General features: G+C 62.3%; 19 protein-coding genes. 16 read left to right on the top strand and 3 right to left on the bottom strand.

The genetic code is table 11. From position 1 onward, the window contains the following. The first annotated feature begins 65 nt into the window (after window positions 1-65). From KQI11_RS11300 to KQI11_RS11235, 14 genes are all read left to right on the top strand, one after another. A complete protein-coding gene (locus KQI11_RS11300; RefSeq protein ID WP_216402193.1) occupies window positions 66-3,026 on the top strand; it encodes an AAA domain-containing protein in 2,961 nt (986 codons plus the stop codon). A gap of 1,233 nt (window positions 3,027-4,259) precedes the next feature. Next, the gene (locus KQI11_RS11295; protein WP_216402192.1) at window positions 4,260-4,685 is read left to right on the top strand and encodes a chemotaxis protein CheW; all 426 of its coding nucleotides are present in this window, start codon (window positions 4,260-4,262) and stop codon (window positions 4,683-4,685) included. Beyond that, window positions 4,685-4,969: a chemotaxis protein CheW gene (locus KQI11_RS11290; RefSeq protein ID WP_185916649.1), complete on the top strand. Its 285-nt coding sequence runs from the start codon at window positions 4,685-4,687 to the stop codon at window positions 4,967-4,969. Before KQI11_RS11295 ends, KQI11_RS11290 begins: the two co-directional genes overlap by 1 nt. Continuing rightward, a complete protein-coding gene (locus KQI11_RS11285) occupies window positions 4,962-5,780 on the top strand; it encodes a CheR family methyltransferase (RefSeq protein ID WP_216402191.1) in 819 nt (272 codons plus the stop codon). The genes KQI11_RS11290 and KQI11_RS11285 overlap by 8 nt, the downstream gene beginning before the upstream one ends. Continuing rightward, window positions 5,777-6,697 carry a CheB methylesterase domain-containing protein gene (locus tag KQI11_RS11280; RefSeq protein ID WP_216402190.1) on the top strand — a complete coding sequence of 307 codons (921 nt, stop codon included), beginning with the start codon at window positions 5,777-5,779 and terminating at the stop codon, window positions 6,695-6,697. The genes KQI11_RS11285 and KQI11_RS11280 overlap by 4 nt, the downstream gene beginning before the upstream one ends. An 18-nt stretch (window positions 6,698-6,715) precedes the next feature. Further along, complete coding sequence (locus KQI11_RS11275; protein ID WP_216402189.1) at window positions 6,716-7,132, top strand: response regulator; 417 nt, start codon at window positions 6,716-6,718, stop codon at window positions 7,130-7,132. Then, complete coding sequence (locus tag KQI11_RS11270) at window positions 7,129-8,808, top strand: methyl-accepting chemotaxis protein (RefSeq protein ID WP_216402188.1); 1,680 nt, start codon at window positions 7,129-7,131, stop codon at window positions 8,806-8,808. The genes KQI11_RS11275 and KQI11_RS11270 overlap by 4 nt, the downstream gene beginning before the upstream one ends. Further along, window positions 8,805-9,194 (top strand): response regulator, encoded by a 390-nt coding sequence (locus KQI11_RS11265; RefSeq protein ID WP_185916654.1) that lies wholly within the window; start codon window positions 8,805-8,807, stop codon window positions 9,192-9,194. Before KQI11_RS11270 ends, KQI11_RS11265 begins: the two co-directional genes overlap by 4 nt. Further along, the gene (locus KQI11_RS11260) at window positions 9,191-9,814 is read left to right on the top strand and encodes a chemotaxis protein CheC (RefSeq protein WP_216402187.1); all 624 of its coding nucleotides are present in this window, start codon (window positions 9,191-9,193) and stop codon (window positions 9,812-9,814) included. The genes KQI11_RS11265 and KQI11_RS11260 overlap by 4 nt, the downstream gene beginning before the upstream one ends. Next, window positions 9,804-10,286, top strand: a complete 483-nt coding sequence (locus KQI11_RS11255; protein WP_216402186.1) for a chemotaxis protein CheD — start codon at window positions 9,804-9,806, stop codon at window positions 10,284-10,286. The genes KQI11_RS11260 and KQI11_RS11255 overlap by 11 nt, the downstream gene beginning before the upstream one ends. A 49-nt stretch (window positions 10,287-10,335) precedes the next feature. Continuing rightward, a complete protein-coding gene (locus KQI11_RS11250; protein ID WP_185916656.1) occupies window positions 10,336-11,271 on the top strand; it encodes a GGDEF domain-containing response regulator in 936 nt (311 codons plus the stop codon). Between the two features lie 2 nt (window positions 11,272-11,273). After that, the gene (locus tag KQI11_RS11245; protein ID WP_286172742.1) at window positions 11,274-13,187 is read left to right on the top strand and encodes a chemotaxis protein CheA; all 1,914 of its coding nucleotides are present in this window, start codon (window positions 11,274-11,276) and stop codon (window positions 13,185-13,187) included. Beyond that, window positions 13,184-13,642, top strand: coding sequence for a chemotaxis protein CheW (locus tag KQI11_RS11240; RefSeq protein WP_216402185.1), 459 nt, complete (start codon window positions 13,184-13,186; stop codon window positions 13,640-13,642). Before KQI11_RS11245 ends, KQI11_RS11240 begins: the two co-directional genes overlap by 4 nt. Before the next feature lie 316 nt (window positions 13,643-13,958). After that, entirely contained in the window at window positions 13,959-15,890 is a 1,932-nt protein-coding gene (locus KQI11_RS11235; RefSeq protein WP_216402184.1) for a sensor domain-containing diguanylate cyclase, read from the top strand. A 158-nt stretch (window positions 15,891-16,048) separates the two neighbouring features. Here the strand turns inward: KQI11_RS11235 and cysK are convergent, their stop codons facing one another. The 3 genes from cysK to KQI11_RS11220 form a co-directional block, all read right to left on the bottom strand. Then, a complete protein-coding gene (gene cysK / locus KQI11_RS11230) occupies window positions 16,049-16,996 on the bottom strand; it encodes a cysteine synthase A (RefSeq protein ID WP_216402183.1) in 948 nt (315 codons plus the stop codon). Window positions 16,997-17,211: 215 nt separating this feature from the next. Beyond that, window positions 17,212-17,634: an RrF2 family transcriptional regulator gene (locus KQI11_RS11225; protein WP_185916661.1), complete on the bottom strand. Its 423-nt coding sequence runs from the start codon at window positions 17,632-17,634 to the stop codon at window positions 17,212-17,214. Then, on the bottom strand, window positions 17,618-18,178 hold the full coding sequence (locus KQI11_RS11220; protein ID WP_216402182.1) for a DUF6933 domain-containing protein: 561 nt from the start codon (window positions 18,176-18,178) through the stop codon (window positions 17,618-17,620). The genes KQI11_RS11225 and KQI11_RS11220 overlap by 17 nt, the downstream gene beginning before the upstream one ends. 303 nt (window positions 18,179-18,481) lie before the next feature. Between KQI11_RS11220 and KQI11_RS11215 the strand changes: the two genes are divergently transcribed. Continuing rightward, window positions 18,482-23,122 carry a PAS domain S-box protein gene (locus tag KQI11_RS11215; RefSeq protein WP_216402181.1) on the top strand — a complete coding sequence of 1,547 codons (4,641 nt, stop codon included), beginning with the start codon at window positions 18,482-18,484 and terminating at the stop codon, window positions 23,120-23,122. A gap of 80 nt (window positions 23,123-23,202) precedes the next feature. Beyond that, on the top strand, window positions 23,203-23,559 hold the full coding sequence (locus tag KQI11_RS11210; RefSeq protein ID WP_185916664.1) for an Hpt domain-containing protein: 357 nt from the start codon (window positions 23,203-23,205) through the stop codon (window positions 23,557-23,559). Window positions 23,560-23,587 lie beyond the last annotated feature (28 nt).

Genomic DNA, 23,587 nt, shown 5'->3' with positions numbered 1-23,587 from the left:
GAAAATCCAAAAGTTTAGATTTTCCCACAATGCTTATCTTTTGGTCTTTGGTTCGGAATAGTGTAGTGCTGGCGGTCTATCTCTTGTTTTCGGTTGCTTGCTTCCTTACCGTACATGAGCATTATATTCAGGAATTCATTGAAGTCTTAAAAACAGAGATTGAAGAACTGAAAAAATCGAAAGACAACAATATTATCCTGATCAATGGTGTACTCCATGAAAGTAAAAATGGGCACAACATATATCGATTTGACACGGAACAGCCGTTTTTTCATCAGGACAATGTTGTATATAAAATGGTAACGGGTTCCGCTCAATTCGATTGCGAGTATGTCTCATCTGACAATTGTCAAATTTATTTGAGAACATTTCGAACCTTGTCTTTGAACCAAGAAATAACGCTTTTTCTTGACCACACTACTCTACCTGAGAAACTTCTGCAATGTTTTCAAGAGAGCCTACAAGACGCCAATCAGCGGTATGCGATTGCGGCACGTCTATTTAACGGTCGATTCCAAGTCAATAATAACTCTATACCCAACTTAAGGGGATATAGTCAAGTAAACGAGTATCAGAAAGCCGCTGTGGTGCGTTCATTTCAGGGGGATACCATCATTTGGGGGCCTCCGGGTACGGGGAAAACACATACGATTGCAATAGCAATCAATGAACAAATAAAGCGAGGCCGCCGCGTTCTGCTGCTTTCTCATGCAAATACTGCGGTAGATGGCGCTATGGAAGAACTGGCGGATCTTCTCTATGATGAACCCGTTTATACAAAAGGTCATTTGGTTCGAATAGGAGTTTCACAACTAGATAAGTATCCGATGCTTTCCTTGGATGAAATCATTCGGGTTAAGTTAGAGGAGCTTAGCGCCCAAATAAAGATTCTTGAAACAGAATTGCTGCCGATACAAGCTAAGTTCGCCGGTCTTTTAAAAATACAGTCTATGCGGGAAAGCTACCGACAAAAGCAAGTTGATATATCAAAGAAAAAAACAACATATCATCAACAGGAGAAAGAACTTAAACAACTTATGGCGGAGACTGAACAAGACGAAAAGACGTTGCAATCTCTGAAAGAAGAACAGTCACGGCTGGAAACTAAGGCCTTTCAAACCGGGCATACAAAGGCAACCGTTTTATTAGTAAGTCAAGAAATTGATGAAGTTGAAAACGCTTGTAAAAAGAGGCAAGATGCTATCAACTTGCTGCAAAGCAAGCAATCTGCCTTTGCTTCAGAAATTTCCAATTTGGTAAAAATCGCACACTTTGAAATATCGACAATTCAGTCTGCGCTCTCAGTTGCCGGGCTTACTGAGTTATCCTTGGAAAAAGGACTTAAAGAACTGTCCAAAAAAGCAGATGAAGTTGAAGGACAGATAAGAGAGTTGATGCGACAGATTGCTGCGATGCGCAGGCAAGTGCTTGAAGAAGCGGCAGTAGTTGGCGCTACGCTGTCAATGACATATATGTCTGTCGATTTACGGACGCAACAGTTTGACACATTGGTCATCGATGAAATCAGTATGGCTCCATTATTGCCAATATTTTTTGCAATGGGTTTAGTCCGTTCATCCTGCACCTTAATTGGAGATTTTTTACAGCTTCCTCCAATTGGCACCCAAAGCAAAAACAAATTATTGAGAAATTGGCAGAATAGAAACTTTTTTGAAATGATTGGAATGAACTCAGTCGCCAAAGCCAGGAGCAGTGAATTTGTGAAACCATTAAGCATCCAATACCGCATGAACCCCGCCATTGCTTCAATTCCCAACAGATTGTTTTATGGAGGCATTTTACAAAGCGGAGACAACACCAAAACCAGGGTATTATTCGATCGGTGGGTACAAGATCGGCCACTATTCTTGGTGGATACTTCCGAAGGCGATCCGTGGATGAATCGAGGGCCCAATGGGCAAAGCCGGTGTAATTTGTATCATGCAACATTAGTAGCGGCTATGGCACAAGACTATTTAGCAAATGAGGCACAGAGCGGTAAAGAGGTCACGGTTGGTGTGGTCGTTCCATACCGTCCACAGAAGGACTTGATTAATACTATTTTAGACGAATCTTTGGGAAAAAATAATCCGAAAAGAAAACGAATCGAAGTAAACACAGTACATAGTTTTCAGGGTGGCGAAAAAGATATTATCATCTGTGACTCTGTAGAGAGCGAAGGTACAGATACAAAATGGTTCTTTTTTGATGACGGCAGCAGGGAAAACCTAAGCGCTCAACTCATGTTGAATGTTGCAATTACACGGGCAAAGTTCAAGTTTGTTTTATTGGCGAATGTAAAATTCGTACAGCAAAATTTCAAAGGACATATTTTCAAGGATCTGCTGGATATTCTGCATCAATATGGAGCAACGTTAGCAGTTTCCGAATTGGGGATTGGTTTCCAAACTACAGAAGAAGAAAATGAAATCAAGCAGTTAAGTGAAAGAGTGTCAGCCGAAGAGCTGGGGCAGTATAATCAAAACAGTTTCTGGGCCAAAGTGATTCCCGATTTAAAAAACGCCAGCAGACGAGTAATCATTTTCTGTCCGTTTGTCCGGGAAGGACGAATTGAGATTTTGCTGCCTATTTTTGAAGAAATCATAGAAGCAGGCGGCGAGGTAATCGTCTATACTCGATCAGTAAGCGAACATGTGAGAACTTATCAAAAGAAGGCCAGAGCCTTAATTGACAATTTGCGAAGAAAAGGGGTCATTGTACGGATTCGCAAAAATATGCATGAAAAAGTAATTCTAATTGATGACACTCTAGTCTGGCAAGGTAGTTTAAATTTGTTAAGCTATAAATCCACTACAGAACAAATGCAACGCATAGCAAGCAAAAAAATGCAGAAAAGAGTTACTGAACTGCTTGATTTGGACGATTATGCAAAAATAAAGGAAACTAATGACCCAGCAATGCGATGTGAATTCTGCAAGGGATTGCTGGTGAAAAAATCAGGTTTGTACGGGGATTTTTATGGCTGTACATCATTTCCAGACTGTGGTTTTACAAAAACTCTGTAAGAGGGTAGAGTAATATGTAAATAAAGATTGAAGTTTTTCAAAAGCGGGATATAAAAAGGCAAAAATTTGAGAAACATCATGAAAAAGTGAAAATGGCTCTGCTCTGAAGCTTAAATCCTCATTTCTCTCTTTTACTTGGCATCTTATTTGTCAACGCCTCCCAAAAATCCCGGCCAAAATGGCCGGGATTTTTTATGTCCATTTTTGTCGCGCCAATGTGGGAGAGAGCGTGCGAGACCATCTCCGTTCACCTTTACCGATTTTCCGGGCCGACTGTCCCGCCCCGTCCCCCCTGGCCGAGACAGCGCCGACCGCCGGCCAAAAACAGATGAAAGATTACTTTTTGGGGGGGCAGGTGCGCCGGCATTGAGGGACAGGGGCGCCACACACCCTCAAAAAGGGGACGACTCAAGGGCACAGGTGGGGCTGGCAGGCACCGCCTCCCCCGTTCGCCGCGGTTCAAGGCAGGGACTGCCCGGCAGCAGGAAGGGCAAAATTGGCCCCTTTTTCAACCCGGAGGGGGGGCTAAGAATACAGATGGAGTCGGCAGGCGGCTGTCTCCCTGTTCGTCGCAGTTCAGAGCGGGAGCTGCCCGGAGACAGAGCGGGCATAATTGGAACCTTTTTCAACCCGGAAGGGGGCCCAAGGATACAGGTGGGGTCGGCAGGCGACGTCTCCCTGTTCGTCGCAGTTCAGAGCGGGAACTGCCCGGCGGCAGGGAAGACGAAATTGACCCCTTTTTTCAACGCTTTGGTTCCCTTCCCCCCTGCCAAACTCCCCTCCGCAAAATTCCCCACCATTTTAAAGCGCGCTTGTCCCGGCAGCTCCGCCGCCCCCCGCGTTCGCACAGGGCCGCCACACCGGCGCTCTGTTTGGGCAGCCCCCAGCCCCCCTCTGCTTCCCCACGCCGACTGACCCCTCCCCCAACTGTCCCCGGCGTCGGCAGTACATATGGGTACAGCTCTCAGGGTGGCTCGCCGCGCTTTTTTTGCGTTGCATGGCCCGACCGGCCGACTGCCGCTCATCTCCAAGAGGAGAGGCATTTCCCCGCCCTGTCCCTCCTCCCTGTCTTGTAGCGGGCAAACCGGTTGACGCGCTGCAAAAATATCCCATTTTGCATAAAAAACGATTAAAATGATTGCCAATATCTAGCTGTTGTGTTAAACTAAAATAAGTCTATTTTTCAGCACATTTCCACAGCTTGGCAGTGTGAAAAACCGAGGGGGTGACGGCATGGGCAAAGGCGAGATCGGCCTGTGCGTCGCCTCGGGCGAGCTGTTGTTTTTACTGCCCGCGAAGCGGCTGCTCTACATCCTTTCCAGCGACGCGCTGCAGGCCGCCGTGGATGAGGAGAACCGGGCCGTCTGGGAAGGGCAGGCGGTGCGGGTGGTCTCCCTGCGCGCGCTGCTGGGCTTGCCGCCGGGAAAAGAGCGCCACGCGCTCCTCCTAAAGGAGGCGGGCGGCGCCGTGGGGTTGTTGGTGGACGAGGTGCTGGACGCCTTCGCCGCTCTGCCCGGCGGGGCGATGGCGATGCCCCCATCCATTTTATGGGAGGCAAATTCGTTTTTGCAAGGCGTCCTTCCCCTGCAAGGGCAAGGCCGTCTGGCCTACTTGGTGGATGTAGCGCGGCTCCTGACCGCGGCGGAAGGGGGACAGTGATGCGGGTTCAAATCGGCGGGCAGTGGTACCCGCTCAAGCTGGAGGAGATCGCCTGCATCCTGCCCAACCCCCGGGTGACCCCTGTTCCAAAAGCACCCCCCGGCGTGGCTGGGCTGGTGCTCTACCAGGGGCAGGTCGTCCCCATCCGCCGGGCAGCCGGAGATCGCTCTGGGGGCGACGCCGCCTTTGCCGTTTTGTACCGGGCAGAGGGCGACGCCCTCTGCGGTGTGTTGGCAGAGGGGATCGACGAGGGGCCCGCGGCGGAGGAGGCGCGCCTTGACTAGGTTTACAGACGAGGAGTTTGCCCGGCTGGTGGCCCATGTGGAGAGCCACTACGGCATCGATCTCTCCAAAAAGCGCACCCTGGCCGAGTGCCGGCTGCGCCTGGAGCTGGACCGACTGCAGATCCCCTCGCTGGGCGCATTTTTAGACCGGGTAGAGGCGGACAGGACCGGGCAGCTGGCCACCGCCATGATGAATCGCCTGACCACCAACTACACCTTCTTCCTGCGGGAGAGGAGCCACTTTGACTTTCTGACCCGGGAGATCCTGCCCCGCCTGCCCAGCGACGCGAAGTCCTTTCAAATCTGGTGCGCGGGCTGTTCCACCGGGGAGGAGTGCTACACCCTGGCCATGGTCCTCTCTGCCTACCGGGACGGCGGGGGCTGGCTGCCCCCGGTGGAGATTTTGGCCACCGATCTGTCCGAGCGGGCGCTGCACCGGGCGCAGGCGGCCCGCTACCCGGCCAAGGCCATGGAGGCGCTGCCCACCGCCTGGCGGCAGGCCTACTGCCGCGCGGACGGAGACGGCCACCTTGCCGTGCGGGAGGAGCTGCGCCGGATGGTCGCCTTTCGCAAGATGAACTTGATGCGCCCCTACGCGGGGCACAGCGTGTACGACCTGGTCTTCTGTCGCAACGTAATGATCTATTTCAGCGAGCCGGCCAGGCGGCGCTTGACCGAGCGGCTGGGCAAGAGCCTGAAGCCCGGCGGGTACCTCTTCACCGGGCACACCGAACTGCTGCCCCGGGAGCAGACGGTGTTCACCTATATCGAACCGGCGATCTATCAAAAGGGCGGGGGCGCGCTGTCATGAATGTGGTTGTCGTTGCACTGGCGGCGGAGACGCCCCAGCTGGAGCGCCTGGTTCTGGACGCCCTGGAGGGGGAGCGGGAGATCGCCCTCTGCCGGGGGGAGCCGGGCTGTCGGCCGGACGCCCTCATCCTGGCGGGCAGGTCGCCCCAGTTTTTCCTCTCCCGCCGGGACTTGGCGCCCAACCGCGTCATCTGCGTCGGCGCCGGACCGGCGGACTGCCACCCCATCCCCCTGCCCGCAAAGCGGGACGACCGGGCGCTGGAGCGCTTTCGCAGGGGCTTGCTCGTCCACATCAAGTCGGTGTACGCGGGCGGCAGAGTGGCGAGCGGCAGGCAGAGCGCGCGGCGGCTGGTGGGGATCGGGGCGTCCACCGGCGGCCCCCAGACGCTGCGGACCATTTTACAGGACCTTCCGCAAAGCACCTGCGCCATTTTGGTGGTGCAGCACTTCACCCACGGCTTCTCCTCCCGGTTTCGCGAATACCTCGCCCCCCTGTGCGCCATGCAGGTCAAACAGGTGGAAGACGGCGAGCGGGCGGAGGACGGTGTGATCTACCTGGCGGAGGACGGCCGCCACCTGACAGCGGCCCGGCAGGGGGGCGCCTTTTACCTGCACAGCCGGCCGGGGGAAAAGGTCAACGGCTTCTGTCCCTCGGCGGACCGCCTGTTTGAGAGCCTGGCGGCCCAGGCGGGAAACAGCGCCATGGGGGTGGTCCTCACCGGCATGGGGGACGACGGGGCCCGGGGTCTCAAACGCCTGCGGGAGGAGGGCGGCCTGGCGGTCGCCCAAGAGGAGAGGAGCTGCGCAGTCCCCAGCATGCCGCGGGAAGCCGTTCGACACGGCGGCGCGGCGGAGCAGCTCACGCCGGCAGAGATCGCCCTGCGCATTCTGCAATTTTCAGAAGGCGGTCACAGATAGGAGAGGACGATGGGAACGATGGACGCAAAGATTCTGGTGGTGGACGACGCCAAGTTCATGCGGCGGCTGCTCCGGCAGATGCTGGGCGAGGGCGGCTACAGGGACATTGAGGAGGCGGCCGACGGCGACGAGGCCCTCCTCCGATTTCGGGAGAGGCAGCCGGACCTGGTGCTGCTGGACATCACCATGCCGGGCACGCCCGGGATGGCGGTCCTCTCTCAAATGCTGGCAATCGACCCCGCCGCCAGGGTCGTCATCTGCTCGGCAGTGGGCCAGGAAACAGTGATGGAAAGCGCCCGGCGGGCGGGGGCCTGCGGATTTGTGCGCAAGCCGTTTTCGCGGCCGGAACTGCTGCAGGCAGTCAGCGCGGCACTGGCGCGGAGCGACCGGCGTCCAGAGGCGGGAAAAACAGAAAAAGGGGAGCGTAAACTATGAAGCGGGGAAGTCTCAAAAATCTGCGCGTCGGCAAAAAACTGATGTACTCCTACGGGATCATCATCGTCCTGTACATCCTCACTGTGGCGGCGGCCCTGTTCGGCATTCGCACCGTGTCCGACACCATGGACACCTTCTACACCAACTCCTTCCAGGTGACCAGCTCGGCGCTGGAGGTGCGCGCCGGCATTCAGGGGGTGGGGCGCAATATCCTCAGCATCGCCAGTGATGTGCAGATAAACAATGAGAGCGCCTATCTGGAAGACGCCCGGCAGTACGCCCAGTCGGTGGACGCCGAGCTCGCCAAACTCAAAAAGGACTTCACGGCGGACGAGGTGCTGATGGGCGAAGTTTCCAGCAAGATGGAAAAACTGACCCCCATCCGCGACAATATGCTGGATCTCTTGGCGCAGGGGAAAAAGCAGGAGGTCATAGACCTGTACGGGGCCCAGTACGAGCCCCTGGCCTCCACCGTGCGGGAGCTGCTGGTGGACGTGGGAAAGGCGGCCAAGGCAGACGCCGATGCCTTCTTGGGGCACTGCCACGACCTGAAGCAGGACATGACCGTCATGTTAGTGGTCCTCGCCCTGGCGGCGCTGGGCATCACGGTGGTGCTGTGCGCCAGGATCACCCGGGGCATCACCCGCCCGGTGCAGGAGCTGGAGAACGCCTCCCACAAGCTGTCGGAAGGGGAACTGGACGCCCAGATCCAATACGAGTCGGGGGACGAACTGGGTTCCCTGGCCGAGAGCATGCGCCACACCATCGAGACCCTTCGCCTCTACATATCTGAAATCGAGCGGGGGATGTCGGATCTGGGCAATGGCAAGCTCAGCTATCAGGCCGGGGTGGAGTTCAAGGGCGACTTCCAGGTGCTGGGCGAATCGCTGGGCCAGATCGCATCCCTTTTGAGCGGCGCCATCCTCCAAATCAGCAACAGCGCCGAGCAGGTGGCAGGGGGCGCCGAACAGGTGGCCGGCGGCGCACAGGCCCTCTCCCAGGGGGCGGTGGAACAGGCCAGTTCCATTGAAGAGCTGGCGGCCAACGTCAACGAGATCTCCGACAGCGTGCGCGGCAACGCCGACGACGCCGTGAGCGCCAGCGAGCTGGCCGACGGCGTGGGGAGCATGGCGCTGGACAGCGACGCCCAGATGACCCAGATGAACGAGATCATTCAGAAGATCAAGCAAAACTCCTACCAGATCACCGAGATCGTGAAGGAGATCGAAGACATCGCCTTTCAGACCAACATCCTGGCCCTGAACGCGGCGGTGGAGGCCGCCCGGGCAGGCGACGCCGGGCGGGGGTTCGCCGTGGTGGCCAACGAGGTGCGCCACCTGGCCTCCAAGACCACAGAGGCCTCCAAGATGACCGCGGAACTGGCCCTGCAGACCACCCGGACGGTGGACGAGGGGAGCCAGGCGGCGGACAGGACGACCGAATCCCTGAAAAAGGTCGTGGACGGGGTACAGCGGGTCTCCGCCATGATGGACCGCATCTCAGACGCGTCGATTCGCCAGGCGGACTCCATCATTCAGGTGCGCCAGAGCATCGACCTCATCTCGGAGATCGTACAGGGCAACTCAGCCACCAGCGAGGAGAGCGCCGCCGCCAGCGAAGAGCTCTCCGCTCAGGCGCAGCTGCTCAAAAAGTTGGTGGAGGAGTTTGAACTATGAGCGAGCGCAAGGTCATGATCGTAGACGACGCCCTGTTTATGCGCACCATGCTGCGCAAGGCACTGGCCGGGGCGGAGAATTTGGAGGTGCTGGAGGCGGCCGACGGGCCCGCCGCCGTTCAGCTGTACCGGGAACAGCACCCCATGTTGGTGCTGCTGGACATTTCCATGCCCGGCATGAACGGCATTGAGGTGCTCAAGGCCATCCGCGCCTTTGACGCGGACGCCTGCGTGGTGATGTGCTCTGCTATCGGGCAGGAGAGCATGATTTTGGAGGCGGTGAACAGCGGCGCGGCGGACTTCATCGTCAAGCCCTTCAAAACCGAGCAGATCCTGGCGGCGGTGGAGCTGGCCAGCGCCCGGCAGGACGGGGGTGGTGCGCAGTGAGACGCTACTCCGACATGAGTGAGGACACCCGCGACGTGCTGGCCGAGGTGGGCAACATCGGCACCGGCAACGCCGTCTCCGCCCTGGCGGGGATGATCGGCCAGCAAATCGACATGGAGCTGCCCACCATCCTCCTCCTCCCCTATCAGGAGGTGCCCGCCCTGCTGGGCGGAGCCGAGGACTTTCAGGTGGGGGTGCTGTTGGAGACCACCGGCGACATCAACGGCATGTTCATGTTTCTCTTGAGCGAACCCTTCACCCGGCAGCTGCTGGGCGCTCTCGTGGGCGAGGCCCCCGAGAGCGCCGCCGAGTTAGACGAGATGAGTACCTCCGCCATCTGCGAGGTGGGCAACATCATGTGTTGTTCCTACATCAATGCCCTGGCCCGGATGATGGACGTGAAGGTCCACGTGTCTGTGCCCTCTGTCTGCAGCGACATGGTGGGGGCGCTGTTGAGCGTGCCCATGATCCGCTTTGCCAACTTGAGCGACGAGATGCTGTTCATCGAAAACCAGTACCACCTGGGGGAGCTGTCGGTGGTCAGCCACATCCTCTTTCTCCCAGAGGTGGACTCCATTGAAAAGATCCTGACGGCACTCGACCTCCCCTATGAAACCTGACAGACAGGTGGTGGGCATCGCCGAGGGCAGGGTGACCCGGGGAGACGGCGAGCTGGCCACCTACGCCCTGGGCTCCTGCATCGGGGTCTGCCTGTATGACCGCCCGCGCCACATCGCCGGTCTCGTCCACATCCTGCTGCCCAGCCGCGCCCTGGCGGTGGAGCGCACAAACCCCTACAAGTTTGCCGACAGCGGGATCGAGGAGCTCATTCGAGCCATGGAGCGGCTGGGGGCGGTGCGCGCGGCGATCACGGCCAAGCTGGTGGGCGGGGCGCAGATGTTCCAGGTGGACAGCGGGCAGCGCGGCGTGGGCGAGCGCAACATCGACGCCGCCCGCCAGGCCCTGCAGGAACAGGGCATCCCCATTTTGGCGCAGGACGTGGGGAAGACCCACGGCAGAAGCATCTGTTTTTCCGCCCGAACCGGGATGGTGCACGTAAAGACCGTGCGAATGGGCGAGCACGTCCTCTGACCCCCGAGAGCAGAGGGTGAGTGCGAGTTGAGAAAGCGAGTTTGGTGCTATGAAAATGAGAAAACAGCGCACCGTCCTGGCGGTGGACGACAGCCTTATGGTCTGCGAGCAGATCAAGACCGCGCTGAAAAATGAGGACCTGGAGCTTCACGTGGCACACAGCGGGCAGGAGGCCCTGGACCGCATGGAAGAGTGCTGCCCAGACTTGATCTTGCTGGACATCATCCTGCCCGACATGGAGGGGTACGAGCTCTTCGGAAAGATCAAGGAGCGCGACCGCAACAGCGCCGCCATCGTCTTCATCACCTCCAAAGACGGCGAACAGGACGTGATCCGCGGCTTTTCCATGGGGGCCAGCGACTACATCAAAAAGCCCTTTCGCATGGAGGAGATGAAATCCCGCGTCCTCGCCCACCTGGACACCAAGTGCCAGCGGGACGAACTCGCCCTTCTCAACGAAGAGCTGCGGGCCAACATGGAAAAGCTCAACACCATGGTCTACCGGGACGAGCTGACCGGCCTCTACAACCGGCACTACCTCTCGGAGAAGGTGGCGCAGGACCTGGCGGAGTCCGACCGGCAGGACGCCCTGATCATGGTGGATGTGGACAACTTCAAGCGCATCAACGACTCCTACGGCCACGACGCGGGGGACACGGTGCTCGTCTGCCTCTCCAGCATCATGGAGGGGCTGTGCCGCCGCCACAAGGTGGCCCGCTGGGGCGGGGAGGAATTTCTCATCGTCCTGCTGGGCGCCGGCAAGGAGGAAGCCCTGGAACTGGCCGAGCAGATTCGCAGCGAGATCGCGGACTTCCCCATCGTCTACAACGACGTGACCTTCTTCTGCACCGTGACCATGGGGCTCTGCGCCTACCGCAGGGACTTGAGCTTCAAGCAGAATGTGGAGTGCGCCGACCACGCCCTCTACTGCGGCAAGAAGAGCGGGAAAAACTGCACTGTCTGGAACAGCGACTGTGAAGGGTAGGGATGGGCATGTCTTTTTTTGACGGCGAAATGAAGCCCATGTTGGACGTGTTCCTGCTGGAGACCAGCCAGCTTTTGGAGCAGCTGGACGCCATCTTGCTGGAGGCCGAGAAGCGGGGGAGCCTGACGGGCGAGGAGATCAACGGCATCTTCCGGGTGATGCACACCACCAAGAGCTCCTCCGCCATGATGGGGCTGCAGGACCTGTCGGAGTTGGCCCACAAGTTGGAGGATTTGTTCGACCTCTTCCGGGGGGACGCGGGGAAGCTGCAGGGGGTGGAAGAGGAGACCTTCGACCTGGTCTTTGCAGTGTCGGACTTTGTGCGCGACGAGCTCAAGGCCATGCAGAGCGAGTCGTATCGGCCCAGCAAGGCGACCGAGCTTCTCATTCGCATCGCGGTCCTCCACCAAAAACTCAACAGCGGCAGCCAGACGATCGTCCGCCTGCGCTTTGAAAAGGACTGCAAGATGGAGAACATCCGGGCCTTCATGGCGGCCCGACAGGTGCGCCCCCTGTGCAGCGAAATCCACCTCTACCCCGAAAACGTGGAGAAAGACCCCGGCACGGCCGAGTACATCCGCCAAGAGGGGTTTTACATCCGCTTTCTGGCGGAAAATCGAGAACAGGTGATGGAGCGGCTGCGCAATGCCCTGTTTGTGGAGGAGTGCCAGGTGGTGGACGAGATCCCGCCGCGGGAGCAGGCCGCCGCGCCGGGGGCAACCGCGCCGGCAGAGCCGGGCAGCCAGTTCATCCGCGTTCGGGTGGACCGGCTGGACGAGCTGCAAAACCTGATGGGGGAGCTGCTCGTCGCCTCCGCTGGGGTCGGGGTCGGGGGCGGCGGGGAGTCCCCCCTGCCCGAAGGCGCCCGCCACCAGCTGGAGCGGCTGCTGGACGAGCTGGAGGACATCGTCATCTCCATTCGCATGGTGCCCTTCAGCGGCCTTTTGCCCAAGCTCAACCGCATTGTGCGGGACATCTGCACCAAAGAGAAAAAAGAGGTCTCCTTCGTCGTCGACGGCCAGGATGTCGAGGTGGACAAAAACATCGTGGACGGCATCTTCGAGCCCATGATGCACCTGCTGCGCAACGCCATCGACCACGGCATCGAACCGCCTGAAGAGCGGGAGGCCCTGGGAAAAAAGAGGGCCGGACAGGTGGAGGTCCGCTTTGCCTGCATGGGGGGCGAGGTGGTCTGCACCGTCAGCGACGACGGACGGGGCATCGACATGGAGCAGCTGCGGCGGCGCGCCCGCCAAAAGGGGCTGTTGCGGCGGGCGGAGGAGAGCTACACCGAAGAAGAGCTGCTGGAACTCTGCTTTCTCCCCGGCTTTTCCACCCGGGAGACCGCCTCTGAGTATTCCGGCCGCGGCGTGGGGCTGGACGTGGTGCGCAACATGATCGAGCGCTTTGGCGGACACCTGCGCATGGAGAGCAAAAAGGGGGAGGGTACCAAGGTCACCATGCACCTGCCGCTGAGCCTGACCCTCATCGACGCGGTGCTGTTTCGGGTGGGAAAGCAGTCCTTTGCCCTGCCGGCCTATCAGGTGGACCGCTTCTTCTCCTTTTCAGAAGAGAGCCCCTTCTACCGGGAGCAAAACGGCCGAAAACTCTGGCTCTATGAGGACCGCTGCCGGCAAATCATCCCCCTTTGTGACCTGTACGCCCTGGCGCGCCCGGCAGACAGCCCGCAACAGCTTCTCAGCATCCACGGGGCCAGCCGCTCGGCCTGCCTGTTGGTGGACCAGATCGGCGGCCAGCGCAGCGTGGTGGCCAAACCCCTGCCCAAGTTGTTCGGCCCCCACTTCAAGCAGCGCACCGGCATGACCGGCAGCTGTGTCCTGGGCGACGGCAGCATCTGCGCCCTTCTGGACGCGGAGCACCTAATCAAAGCGGCGCTGGAGGGATACAACACATGATACAAGCAAACGAGCGGCCATCTGACAAGGTGTTCTGCCTGCCCTTGGGCAGGTTTTATTACGGCATTGCACTGGAGTGCGTGGCAGAGACGGTGCAGGGGGTGCAGATCACCCCCTTTCCCTGCCTGCCCGACTACTACTGCGGCGTTTGCAGCCACAAGGGCACCGTCACGCCGGTCATCAGCCTGCGGCGGTTGGCGGGGCAAGAGGGCTGCGGGTCGGAGGAGGGCGGGCGCGCGGTCACCGTCTTCCTTCGCCACGGGGACTATCTCTGCGGCATCCTCACCGAGGAGAAGCCGGTGCTCTTGGACCTCTCCGCCGCCCGGGCCGTGGAGGAGGACTGCGGCGAGCTCTCCGACCGGCTGTTGATTCGCGAGGTCTGCGCGACAGAGGAGGGGGTCATCCTCCTCGTGGACGTACCGGCAACCCTTGAGGGGCTGGCCGTAGGCCAATGACGTGCAGGCGGGCATTGTCCCACACGCGCGGGTGAAACCGGCGGGCGCACCCTGCTTGAGCAAAAAAAGCGGCTTGGTCGACCAAGCCGCTTTTTTGATTTGCCATCTTCGGGGGGCCCTCCCCCCTCTCCCCACGCTGGCCCACGGGCCATTTTTCTGCCGCCGGGGAGGGGGTCGCCTCCCCCTAGTCGGGTCCGGACACCCGCATCTGGCTGTCGTTTTGTCGGTTTTTTCTTCAAGCCGCTGCTTTTTCATCCGCCGCCGCCCCTATTTTGATGTATAATGGGGAAAAGCGGGAAGAGAGGAGGCGGGGTCGATGAAGCGGGAGACGTCAAACCGCGCGCTGCTGAAGACCAATCTCTTTGTCTGTGCCATCATCATTTTGGGCTTTTTGGCCACTTCGATCGTGAGCTACCGATCCAATCTGGGGGTATTTGAAGGGGACACCGAAAAGGTGACCGCCCTGACTTCCGAGGGGATCTACCGCCAGATCGAGTCGATTTTCATGAAGCCCATGGGGGTGTCGCTGACCATGGCCAACGACACCCTGCTGCAGGATCTTTTGACCCAGGAAAGCGCGCGCCGGAACGACGCCGAGTTCATCGCCACCCTGACCGCCTATCTCAACAGCTATCGGGAGAAGTACGGCTACGACTCGGTCTTTCTGGTTTCGACGCGCACCGGCCGCTACTACCACTTTGACGGGATCGACCGCATCCTCTCCCCCGGCAACGAAGAGGACGCCTGGTACTACGACTTTTTGCGCGCCGGCGAGCCCTGCTCCCTCAACGTGGACAACGACCAGGCGGCGGGGGACGCCATCACCGTCTTCATCAACTGCCTGATCACCGACAGCGGCGGCACCCCTTTGGGGGTGGTGGGGGTGGGATTTGACATCTCCACCCTGCAGTCGCTGCTGGGCGAATATGAGGAGCGCTTCTCCCTGCGCGCCTGTCTGGTGGACAGGGACGGCGTCATCCAGGTGGCCACCGACCACACCGGCTACGAGCATACCGACCTGTTTTCGGTGCGCCCCTACTCCGACTTGCGGGAGAGCCTGCTCACCGACCGGGAGAACGCCAACGCCTTCTGGTACGACGGGGAGGAGGGCCGGCTCTATGTGGGCAGCCACTACATCCCCAGCCTCTCCTGGTACCTGCTGGTGGAAAACGACACCTCGGTCCAGACCCGGCAGCTGCAGGGCAAGATGGTGGAGGGGGCGCTGATCGCCCTGTTGGTGGTGGCGGCGGTGACCCTGGCCATCACCTATATCATCCACACCTACAACCGGCGGATCGTGGAGCTGACCCGCTCCACCGAACAGGCGCGGCGCTCCATCTTTCAAGAGGCCACCGAGCAGCTGTTTGAAAACATCTACGAGCTGGACATCACCCACAACCGGGCGGCCAACCTGGAGACCCGGCAGTACTTTGAAAGCCTGGGCGTCCCCCCCGGCACCCCCTACAACGAGGCGCTGAAAATCGTGGCGGAAAAGCAGATACGGGAGGACTTTCGCCAGGGGTACATCGACACCTTTGCCCCCGAACACGTGATCGACACCTATCGCCGGGGGGAGGAGAGCTTGCAGTACGACTTTATGATTTCCACCGACGGGTCGCACTACTACTGGATGCGGATCGTGGCCCAGATCGTCCTCTGGAAAGAGGACCAGTCCATCCACATGTTCACCTACCGGCAAAACATCGACACCATGAAGCGGCAGGAAAAGCAGGTGCTCGACCAGATCCAGCGAGACCCGATGACAGGGCTGCTCAACAAGACCGCCACCCAGGCGAAAATCCAACATCTGCTGGAGGGCGGTGGACGACAGCCGCGCGCCTTCTTCATTGTGGATATCGACAACTTCAAGCAGGTCAACGACCGCTTTGGCCACGCCGTGGGGGACCGGGTGATCCTCCACTTCGCCCAGAGCCTGAAGGGCGCCTTCCGAGAGGGGGATGTGGTGGGGCGGATCGGCGGGGATGAGTTCGCCGTCTTCCTCGCCCTGCCCGACCGGGCGGCCGCAGAGCAGAAGGCCCGCGAGATCCTGGCGATCCTCAATCAGCCCCTGGCCCTGGACGAGGGGGCCTGCCCCCTCTCGGCCAGCATCGGCATCGCCCTGGCCCCGGCGGACGGGCGGGACTTCGGCAGCCTTTACCGGCACGCCGACACGGCCCTCTACGCCGTCAAACAGAGCAGCAAGGGCGGCTTTGCCCTGTACGGCGACGGGGAGGGGCCGAAGCGATAGCCCCGACGGCCGGTCCTGCCGGCGCAGCGGGGGTCCCGGACCGCGGCGGTTCAGGCGGCGGGACTTCCTCCCTCTCACCCCCTGTCGACAGACGAGCGCCGCGCCCCCTCAGTGGGGCGCGGCGCTCGTCTTTTGACTTGACTCTGTTGACCGGGTGGCTACCGGGGTGTTTCCTCCCCGCCAAAGAGGGGGGTGGAGAGGTAGCGGTCGCCGGTGTCGGGCAGCAGGGCGACGACGGTCTTGCCCCGGTTCTCCGCCCGCTTGGCCAGGAGGATGGCCGCCCAGACGGCGGCGCCGGAGGAGATGCCCACCAGCAGGCCCTCCCGCCGGCCCACCGCCCGGGCGGCGGCAAAGGCGTCGGCGTCCTGCACCGGGACGATCTCGTCGTAGACAGCGGTGTCCAGCACCGGGGGGACAAAGCCCGCGCCGATGCCCTGGATCCTGTGGGGGGCGGCGCTCCCCCCCGCCAGCACAGGGGAGGAGGCGGGCTCCACCGCCACCACCTGCAGGGCGGGATTTTTCTCCTTCAGGTAGCCGCCCACCCCGGTGATGGTGCCGCCGGTGCCCACCCCGGCGACGAAAATGTCCACCTGGCCGTCGGTGTCCTCCCAGATCTCGGGGCCGGTGGTGGCCCGGTGGGCGGCCGGGTTGGCGGGGTTTTCAAACTGGCCGGGGAGGAAGCTGCCCTCGATCTGGGCCGCCAGCTCTCTGGCCTTGGCGATGGCCGCCTTCATCCCCCCCGCGCCCTCGGTGAGCACCAGCTCGGCCCCGTAGGCGGCCATGAGCTGGCGGCGCTCCACCGACATGGTCTCGGGCATGACGATGATGACCCGGTAGCCCTTGGCGGCGGCCACCGAGGCGAGGCCGATGCCGGTGTTGCCCGAGGTGGGCTCAATGATGACCGAGCCGGGGCCCAGCAGGCCGTGGGCCTCGGCGTCCTCGATCATGGCCTTGGCAATGCGGTCCTTGACCGATCCTGCGGGGTTGAACCCCTCGAGTTTGGCGACCAGCTTGGCCTCCAATTTGTACTCCCGCTCGATCTGGGTGAGTTCCAGCAGAGGGGTGCGCCCCACCAGCTGGTCGAGGGACTGGTATATTTTTTTCATCTTGTAGACCTCCTGTGTCCGTTCGTCGTTTGCGGCGTGCGTTCGCTCTGCCCCGTCGGGGCTATCGACAGCAGCGACAACAGCGCCCTGCGCAGGGGGCAGAGGGGGCTGTGGCAAACCGGGCGAATCGAACCATGAGATCAACCTACTTTCTTGGTATGTTTATTGGGTGGTGTCAGTATACCCGCTGAAACCGCCCTTTGTCAATGGGTATTTCAGGGAGCAGCCGGCCGGCTTGCCGCCGCCAGGTCGGCCACCGAGACCCCGTCGAGGTAACCGGCAATCAGCTCGTCGAGGGCCTGCCAGAGGGGGAGGGTGCGGCAGCCTGCAGCGCGGGGACAGGGCTGTTGGCCGGGGGCCAGACAGGCCACCGGGGCCAAGCTCTCCTCGGTGAGGCGGAGGATGCTGCCCACCGAGATCTCCTCCGGCGGGTGGGCCAGCCGATAGCCTCCCCCCTTCCCCCGCCGGCCGCGCAGCAGACCGTCTGCGGCAAGGGCCTTGACAATGCTCTCCAGGTACTTTTCCGAAATTTCCTGCCGGGCGGCAATCTCTTTAAGGGGGGTGAACTCCTCCCCGTCCTGCTCGGCCAGGTCGATCATCACCCGCAGGGCGTACCGCCCTCTAGTCGACACCAACATATGGTCTCTCCCCCTCTCTCCCATCCGCCGGGCCGCCCAACAGCCGGGCCAGATCGGCGCGAAAAAAATCGCGGGGCCGCCCCTTTTCGGGAAAGCCCGCCGCCCGGCAACACCCGCTGTTGAGGGCCTCTTCCAGCAGGGGTTGGGGCAGATCGGCAGGGTCGGGCTGGACCCCCGTGGCAAAGAGCGCGTCCACCGCTCGGTTCAAAAAGGCCACCGGCCGGCGCCCGTGGGTGCGGGTGCAGACCGGCGGGCCCGCCAGGGCCAAGTAGCGCTCCACCGCCGCGGGCGGGACGCCGACAGACCGCAAAAGGCGGCCCACCTGCCCCAGGGCAAAGGCGGGAAGATTGCCCCACTGCCCGGGGCCCAGGCCCCAGCAAAAAAAGGCCAGCCGGCTGGAGGCGTTGACCCCCAGCAGCCCCTCCCGCCCGGCCAGGGGGACCCGGTGCAGGTCCCAGCAAAAAGCCAGGTCCTGCGCCGCCGGGGGCGGAAGGCCCCGCACCCCCAACCGGCGTTGAAGCGGAATGGTGTGGCCAAACTGCATCTGCCCCTCTCTCCCCTCTCGCCCCCCGCCGCCGCGGGCGAAGGGCCGGTTTTGCCCCAGTATAGCACCGGCGGGGGCGGGGCTGCAACCGCCTCTTTGCCGAGCGGGAAATCGCGGCGGTCAATTGACAGTGTATGCGGCGGGGAAGTACAATGGGAACAGAACACTGTGAGGCCCTTTTCAGGGCGTCTGCCACAGCCGGGCAGCCGCTTTTTCAACAGACTTGCCGCTCATCCGCCAACCAGCCGGCGCGCGCGCCGGAGAGTCCGCCGCCCACAGGGGCGGAGCAAAGGGGTGTTTTCTTTGGATGGACTGTCTGCAGCTGCGCTGCTCGACCAACTGGCAGGCCTATTTGCCTGTGTTGCCGCCCGGAAGGACGGGCGCATCCTCTACCTCAACGACCGGTTTCAAAAGGCCCTTCCCGCCGCCGGGAAGGGAGCGCCGCTGGCCGCTCTCTGGCCTGCGCTGGCCGACCGCCGCCCCGCCGGGTGGCAGGCGGCAGAGACCTGTTCCCTTGTCGCCGACACCCCCTTTGGGCCGGAGATGGAGGTGAGTTTCTCCCCCCTGTTCTGGGGGGAGGAGCCCGCCTGCCTGATTTGCGCCTCGCCTCGGGTCCCCACCCCGGCCCAGCGGGAGGCGGCAGCCGAGCGAGAGCGGCTGACGGCGGTCATGGCCAAGGTCTACCCCATGGTGATTTCGGTGAATCTGACCCAAAACCGCTACGCCATGGTGGCCTACGAGCACTTTGACACCCGCCAGGCCGCCGAGGAGGGCTGCTTTGACCAGCTCATCGAGGTGGGCGCTTCCACCATGCACCCCCTCTACCGGGAGGAGTTCCGCCGCACCTTTTCCCGGGAAAATCTGCTCGAGGCCTTTGCCGAGGGGGCGCAGGAGCGCTATATGCAGCACCTGCAGCTGGGGGACGACGGGGTCTACCACTGGACCGAGACCCGGGTCCTCCCCCTCCCCTGCGCCCAGGGGGAGGACCAGTGGCAGATCACCCTCTGCCGCAACATCGATTTGGAAAAGCAGGCGCAGGAGGAGCTGGAGAGCTCCTTCGCGGTGGCGACCGAGAACGCCGGCGGCCTCACCGCCAAGTTTCTGGTGGAGGGCGGGCAGGCGCTCCTGTTGGAGGCCAGCCGCCGCTACCGCGAGCTCTTCGGCGTCGGGGAGCGGGAGTCCCGCGAGGGGATGTTCGCCCAGCTGCCCGCGCCCCTGCGGGACGAACTCACCGCACAGGTGTGCCGGGCGGCCGCCCGGCGGGCCACGGTGGAGCTGGAGGTCCCGGTGAGCCAGGAGGGACAGACCCGGTGGTACCGCGGCCAGGCCTCCTGCGTGGGGGACAAAGGGGGCTGCCCCATCTACTTCGGCACCGCGGTGGACGTGACCGAGCGGCGCCAGCTGGAGCGGGACCGGGAGGCCACCTACGACAGCCTGCCCGGCGGGATCGCCAAGTTCGCGCTGGCGGGGGAACTGCCCCTGCTGGAGACAAACCGCGACTTTCACACCCTGTTGGGCCTGCCGGCGGACGCGGCGGGCCGGGGGCTGCTGGCGCTGGCCCTGCCCGAAGAGCGGGAGGCCCTGCGCCAGACCCTGGAGGCACAGCATCGCCAGGGGCTTCCCCTGCGCGCCGAGTGCCGGATGGCGAGGGAGGACGGACAGCCCTTCTGGATGCACCTGGAGGGGCGCCGGGTGGGCGGAGAGGGCGATTTCCCCATCTACCTGGCGGTTTTGCTGGACGTGACCCTGCGCCGAGAGGCCCAGCAGGAGAGGGAGCGGGAACAGGCCCAATACCAGTTGGCGGTGGAGCGTTCGGCGGACGTCCTCTTTGTCTACGACCTGGACAGCGACACCTTCACCGCCCGCAAGGGGGGCGCAGATGGGGCCCAACAGGTGCTCCCCCACTACCTAAAAGGCCTGGAAGAGGCGGGTGCCGTTCACCCCGACGACCTGGAAAAGGTGCGGGCGATGATGGCCGGAGAAATCCACCGGGCCGAGGTGCGGGTGATCCGGCCCGGCGAGAGCGCCTTCTCCTGGTTTTTATACCAGGGGGACGCCGTGTACCAGGGCGGCCGGGCGGTGCAGGTTGTGGGCACCCTGCAGGACATCGGCCGCCTGAAAGAGGAGGAGGGCCGCCGCGCCCTCTTGCAGCAAGTCTGCAACTTTGTGGGCAGCCGGGACTACCAGCTGTTGGCGGTCATCGACCTGCCCGGCTGGCAGTGCCACTGCGTCTACCGGGACGACAGCGGCCTCTTCGCCCTGGACGGGGGGAACTTTGCGCCAGCCGCCCGCGCCTTTGTCGCCCGCTCGGTCTGCCCCCGGGACCGGGAGCGGATGGCGGCGGCGCTGCGGCCGGAGTCGATTTTGGCGGGGCTTGAGGGGCAGGAGGCGCGCGCCCTCTACCTGCAGGCCCTGGAGAGAGACGGCTCCCTTCGCTGGAAGGAGCTCTCCTTCTCCCACTTCCGGGGGCAAAAAGACACCCTGTTGATGGCCCTGCAGGACGTGGAGGAGGTGCGGGCGGCCGAGACCCGGGGGCAGATTGCCGACGGCAGCCTGGAAGTGGCCCTCAACCAGATCTACGACGAGGTGATCTGCACCAACATCTCCCGCCGCCAGATGGTCTACGCCAAGAGCCGCGGCACCTACCCTCCAATTGCCCGCGGGGAGGAGACGGCCTATCGGCAGGTGCTCGCCAACATCCACCCGTCGGACCGGGCTGCCTTTGCCCACACCCTGGGGCCGGAGGGCCTGCTGGCGACCTTTGCCGCCGGGCAGACCTCTGTCGGGGGCGAATTTCGCCGCAGGGGGACCGACGGGCGCTACCACTGGGTGGCCATGACAGGGGTGCAGTTGTTGCGCCAGGCCGGGGGCGAGGTGGTGGCCCTGCTGCTCACCGCCACCATCGACGCGCGCAAGCAGATGGAGCAGGCCAGAGAGGAGTTCACCACCGGAGTGACCGCCCTCTTTGAGGAGTGCGTCACCCTCAACGTCACCCAGGACCGCTATCTGCTGCGCAAATCCGACGCCACCTGGGGGCCCATCCCCCCCGAAGGGGCCTTTGAGGCGGCCAACGCGCTCTACTGCCGGCAGGTGATCCACCCCGACGACCAGCCCCTCTTCCTGGCCGCCTTCTCGCTGGCAAACATCCGCCGCCAGCTGGCGGAGGGGGCCCAGCGGGTGATGCGCACCCTGCGGCGCAAGGGGCGCGACGGCCGGTACCGCTGGGTGGAGATGACCATGGTCCGCCTGGAAAACCGCGTCGACGAGGACCGAAAGGTGCTGCTGGTCTACCGGGACGTGCACCAGCTCAAGACCGCGCAGGAGCAGCAGCGGGAGGCCGACCTGCGCTTCTCCTCGGCGGTGAGCGCCTTTTACGACGCGGTCTTTGAGGGGGACTTGGAGACCGACCAGGTCTTTTTGTGGAGCCGGCAAAACGGCGTTCTGACCCCGTCGCCCCTGCCGCGCCCCCTGGCGGAAAACTTTCACTGGACGGTGGAACACCTGGTGCACCCCAACGACCGGGAGGCCTACCTGCAGTCCTTTGCCCCCGATGCCCTCAAGCGGGCCTTTGCCCGCGGCCGGAAGGAGGTCTACCTGGAGGCCCTGCGCCGCCCCTCGCCGGGCGGCGACTACCGCTGGTACTCGATGCAGGCACAGGAGCTCAGCCGGGAGCCCGGGAGCTGCCGGGTGATGTTCTACCTCAAGGACATGGACGAGGCCAAGCGGCAGGAGGAGCGCCGCCGCACCGCCCTGATGGACGCGCTGGAACTGGCCGAGCGGGCCAACCGGGCAAAGACCGAGTTCCTCTCGCGGATGAGCCACGACATCCGCACCCCCATGAACGCCATCATCGGCATGACCCGCATTGCCAAGGACAGCCTGGGAGAGGGGGAGAAGGTGGCCGACTGCCTCGAAAAAATCGACGTCTCGGCCAAATTCCTCCTCACCCTCATCAGCGACGTGCTGGACATGTCCCAAATCGAGAGCGGGAAGATGCACATCGCGCGCGAGCCCTTCGACACCGCCCCCTTCCTGCAGGGGATCGAGGCCGTCTGCGCCCCCCAGGCGCGGGAGCGGGGACAGCGCTTCTCCATCTCGGCCGCGGAGCTGGCCCCAGCCTACCTGGGGGACGCCCTGCGCCTCAACCAGATCCTGATAAACCTGCTCTCCAACGCCCTCAAGTACACCCCCGAGGGGGGCGTCGTCTCCCTGGAGGCCGCCCCGGTCGAGGGGCCCGGCGGCAAGCCGGCGGTCCGCTTTCGGGTGGCTGACAGCGGTCGGGGGATGTCCAAGGACTTTCTCAAGCGGATGTACGAGCCCTTTGAGCAGGAGGCGCCCGACGGCGGGCGCAACTTAGAGAGCAGCGGCCTGGGACTGACCATCGCCCGCAACCTGACCCACCTGATGGACGGCCAAATCTCGGTGGAGAGCGAGCTGGGCCGGGGCACCACCTTCACCGTCACCCTGCCCCTGGCGCCGGCAGAGCCCCGCCGCGAGGAGGCCCGCCCCCACCGCGAGGAAGAGCCCACCTTTGCCGGGGAGCGCCTTCTCCTGGTGGAGGACAACGAAATCAACCGGGAGATCGCCCTGGCCCTGCTGCACAGCCGGGGTCTAAAGGTGGACACCGCCGCCGACGGGGCCGAGGCGGTGGAGCGCTTTTCCCAGAGCGCGCCCGGCTTTTACCGGGCGGTGCTGATGGACATCCGCATGCCGGTGATGGACGGGCTGGAGGCCACCGAGCGCATTCGCGCCCTGCCCCGGCCGGACGCGGCCGCCGTCCCCATCATCGCCATGACCGCCAACGCCTTTCGGGAAGAGGTGGAGCGGGCCAAACTGGCGGGGATGAGCGACTATCTGACCAAGCCGGTGGACCCGCCCGTCCTCTTTCGCGCCCTCTTTCACGCCCTGCACCCCCATTCTGGGCAAGGGGACCAAAAGAAATAGATGAAACCTGTCACAATCTGATGTATAATGGTGACAAACTGCTGCCGGCTGGACGCCGGCGGCAAAAGGAAGTGGCTCAAATGGAGTTGATGGAGGCCCTGCGCCCGGTGGTGGCGGACGAAGAACAGACCCTGCGCCGGTTTATGGGCAATCGCGCCCTCTACCAGAAATTCGTCCTCAAATTCCCCCAGGACGAAAACATGTCCCTTCTCGAGAAGGCGGCGGCCGGGGAGGACTGGCCGGCGGTCGAGCGGGCCGCCCACACCCTAAAGGGGGTTGCCGCCAACCTGGGCTTTGCCGAACTGGCGCAGGCCGCCGCGGACCTGGTCGCCGCTTTGCGCCAGGGGGCGGCGGGGAGCGACCTCTCCCCCCTGCTGGACGGGGTGTGCGCCCGTCACCGCGACGTCCTGGCGGCCATCGCCCGCTGCGACTGCTAAAACTGCCTCCAAAATTGCCTGGAGAGGA

The sequence above is a fragment of the Acetanaerobacterium sp. MSJ-12 genome (assembly GCF_018917875.1).
In the GTDB taxonomy this organism is placed as follows: domain Bacteria; phylum Bacillota; class Clostridia; order Oscillospirales; family Ruminococcaceae; genus Bittarella; species Bittarella massiliensis.
Note: the sequence above shows the minus strand (reverse complement) of the source record. Positions and strands in the feature narration are given on the sequence as shown.

What these genes read in the sequence shown, in the direction of transcription:
- KQI11_RS11245 (WP_286172742.1), top strand. Translation starts at nt 11,274, where the DNA reads ATGGGCATGTCTTTTTTTGACGGCGAAATGAAGCCCATGTTGGACGTG.
- KQI11_RS11210 (WP_185916664.1), top strand. Translation starts at nt 23,203, where the DNA reads ATGGAGTTGATGGAGGCCCTGCGCCCGGTGGTGGCGGACGAAGAACAG.
- KQI11_RS11250 (WP_185916656.1), top strand. Translation starts at nt 10,336, where the DNA reads ATGAAAATGAGAAAACAGCGCACCGTCCTGGCGGTGGACGACAGCCTT.
- KQI11_RS11280 (WP_216402190.1), top strand. Translation starts at nt 5,777, where the DNA reads ATGAATGTGGTTGTCGTTGCACTGGCGGCGGAGACGCCCCAGCTGGAG.
- KQI11_RS11220 (WP_216402182.1), bottom strand. Translation starts at nt 18,178, where the DNA reads ATGCAGTTTGGCCACACCATTCCGCTTCAACGCCGGTTGGGGGTGCGG.
- KQI11_RS11235 (WP_216402184.1), top strand. Translation starts at nt 13,959, where the DNA reads ATGAAGCGGGAGACGTCAAACCGCGCGCTGCTGAAGACCAATCTCTTT.
- KQI11_RS11295 (WP_216402192.1), top strand. Translation starts at nt 4,260, where the DNA reads ATGGGCAAAGGCGAGATCGGCCTGTGCGTCGCCTCGGGCGAGCTGTTG.
- KQI11_RS11290 (WP_185916649.1), top strand. Translation starts at nt 4,685, where the DNA reads ATGCGGGTTCAAATCGGCGGGCAGTGGTACCCGCTCAAGCTGGAGGAG.
- KQI11_RS11275 (WP_216402189.1), top strand. Translation starts at nt 6,716, where the DNA reads ATGGACGCAAAGATTCTGGTGGTGGACGACGCCAAGTTCATGCGGCGG.
- KQI11_RS11265 (WP_185916654.1), top strand. Translation starts at nt 8,805, where the DNA reads ATGAGCGAGCGCAAGGTCATGATCGTAGACGACGCCCTGTTTATGCGC.
- cysK (WP_216402183.1), bottom strand. Translation starts at nt 16,996, where the DNA reads ATGAAAAAAATATACCAGTCCCTCGACCAGCTGGTGGGGCGCACCCCT.
- KQI11_RS11255 (WP_216402186.1), top strand. Translation starts at nt 9,804, where the DNA reads ATGAAACCTGACAGACAGGTGGTGGGCATCGCCGAGGGCAGGGTGACC.
- KQI11_RS11240 (WP_216402185.1), top strand. Translation starts at nt 13,184, where the DNA reads ATGATACAAGCAAACGAGCGGCCATCTGACAAGGTGTTCTGCCTGCCC.
- KQI11_RS11225 (WP_185916661.1), bottom strand. Translation starts at nt 17,634, where the DNA reads ATGTTGGTGTCGACTAGAGGGCGGTACGCCCTGCGGGTGATGATCGAC.
- KQI11_RS11270 (WP_216402188.1), top strand. Translation starts at nt 7,129, where the DNA reads ATGAAGCGGGGAAGTCTCAAAAATCTGCGCGTCGGCAAAAAACTGATG.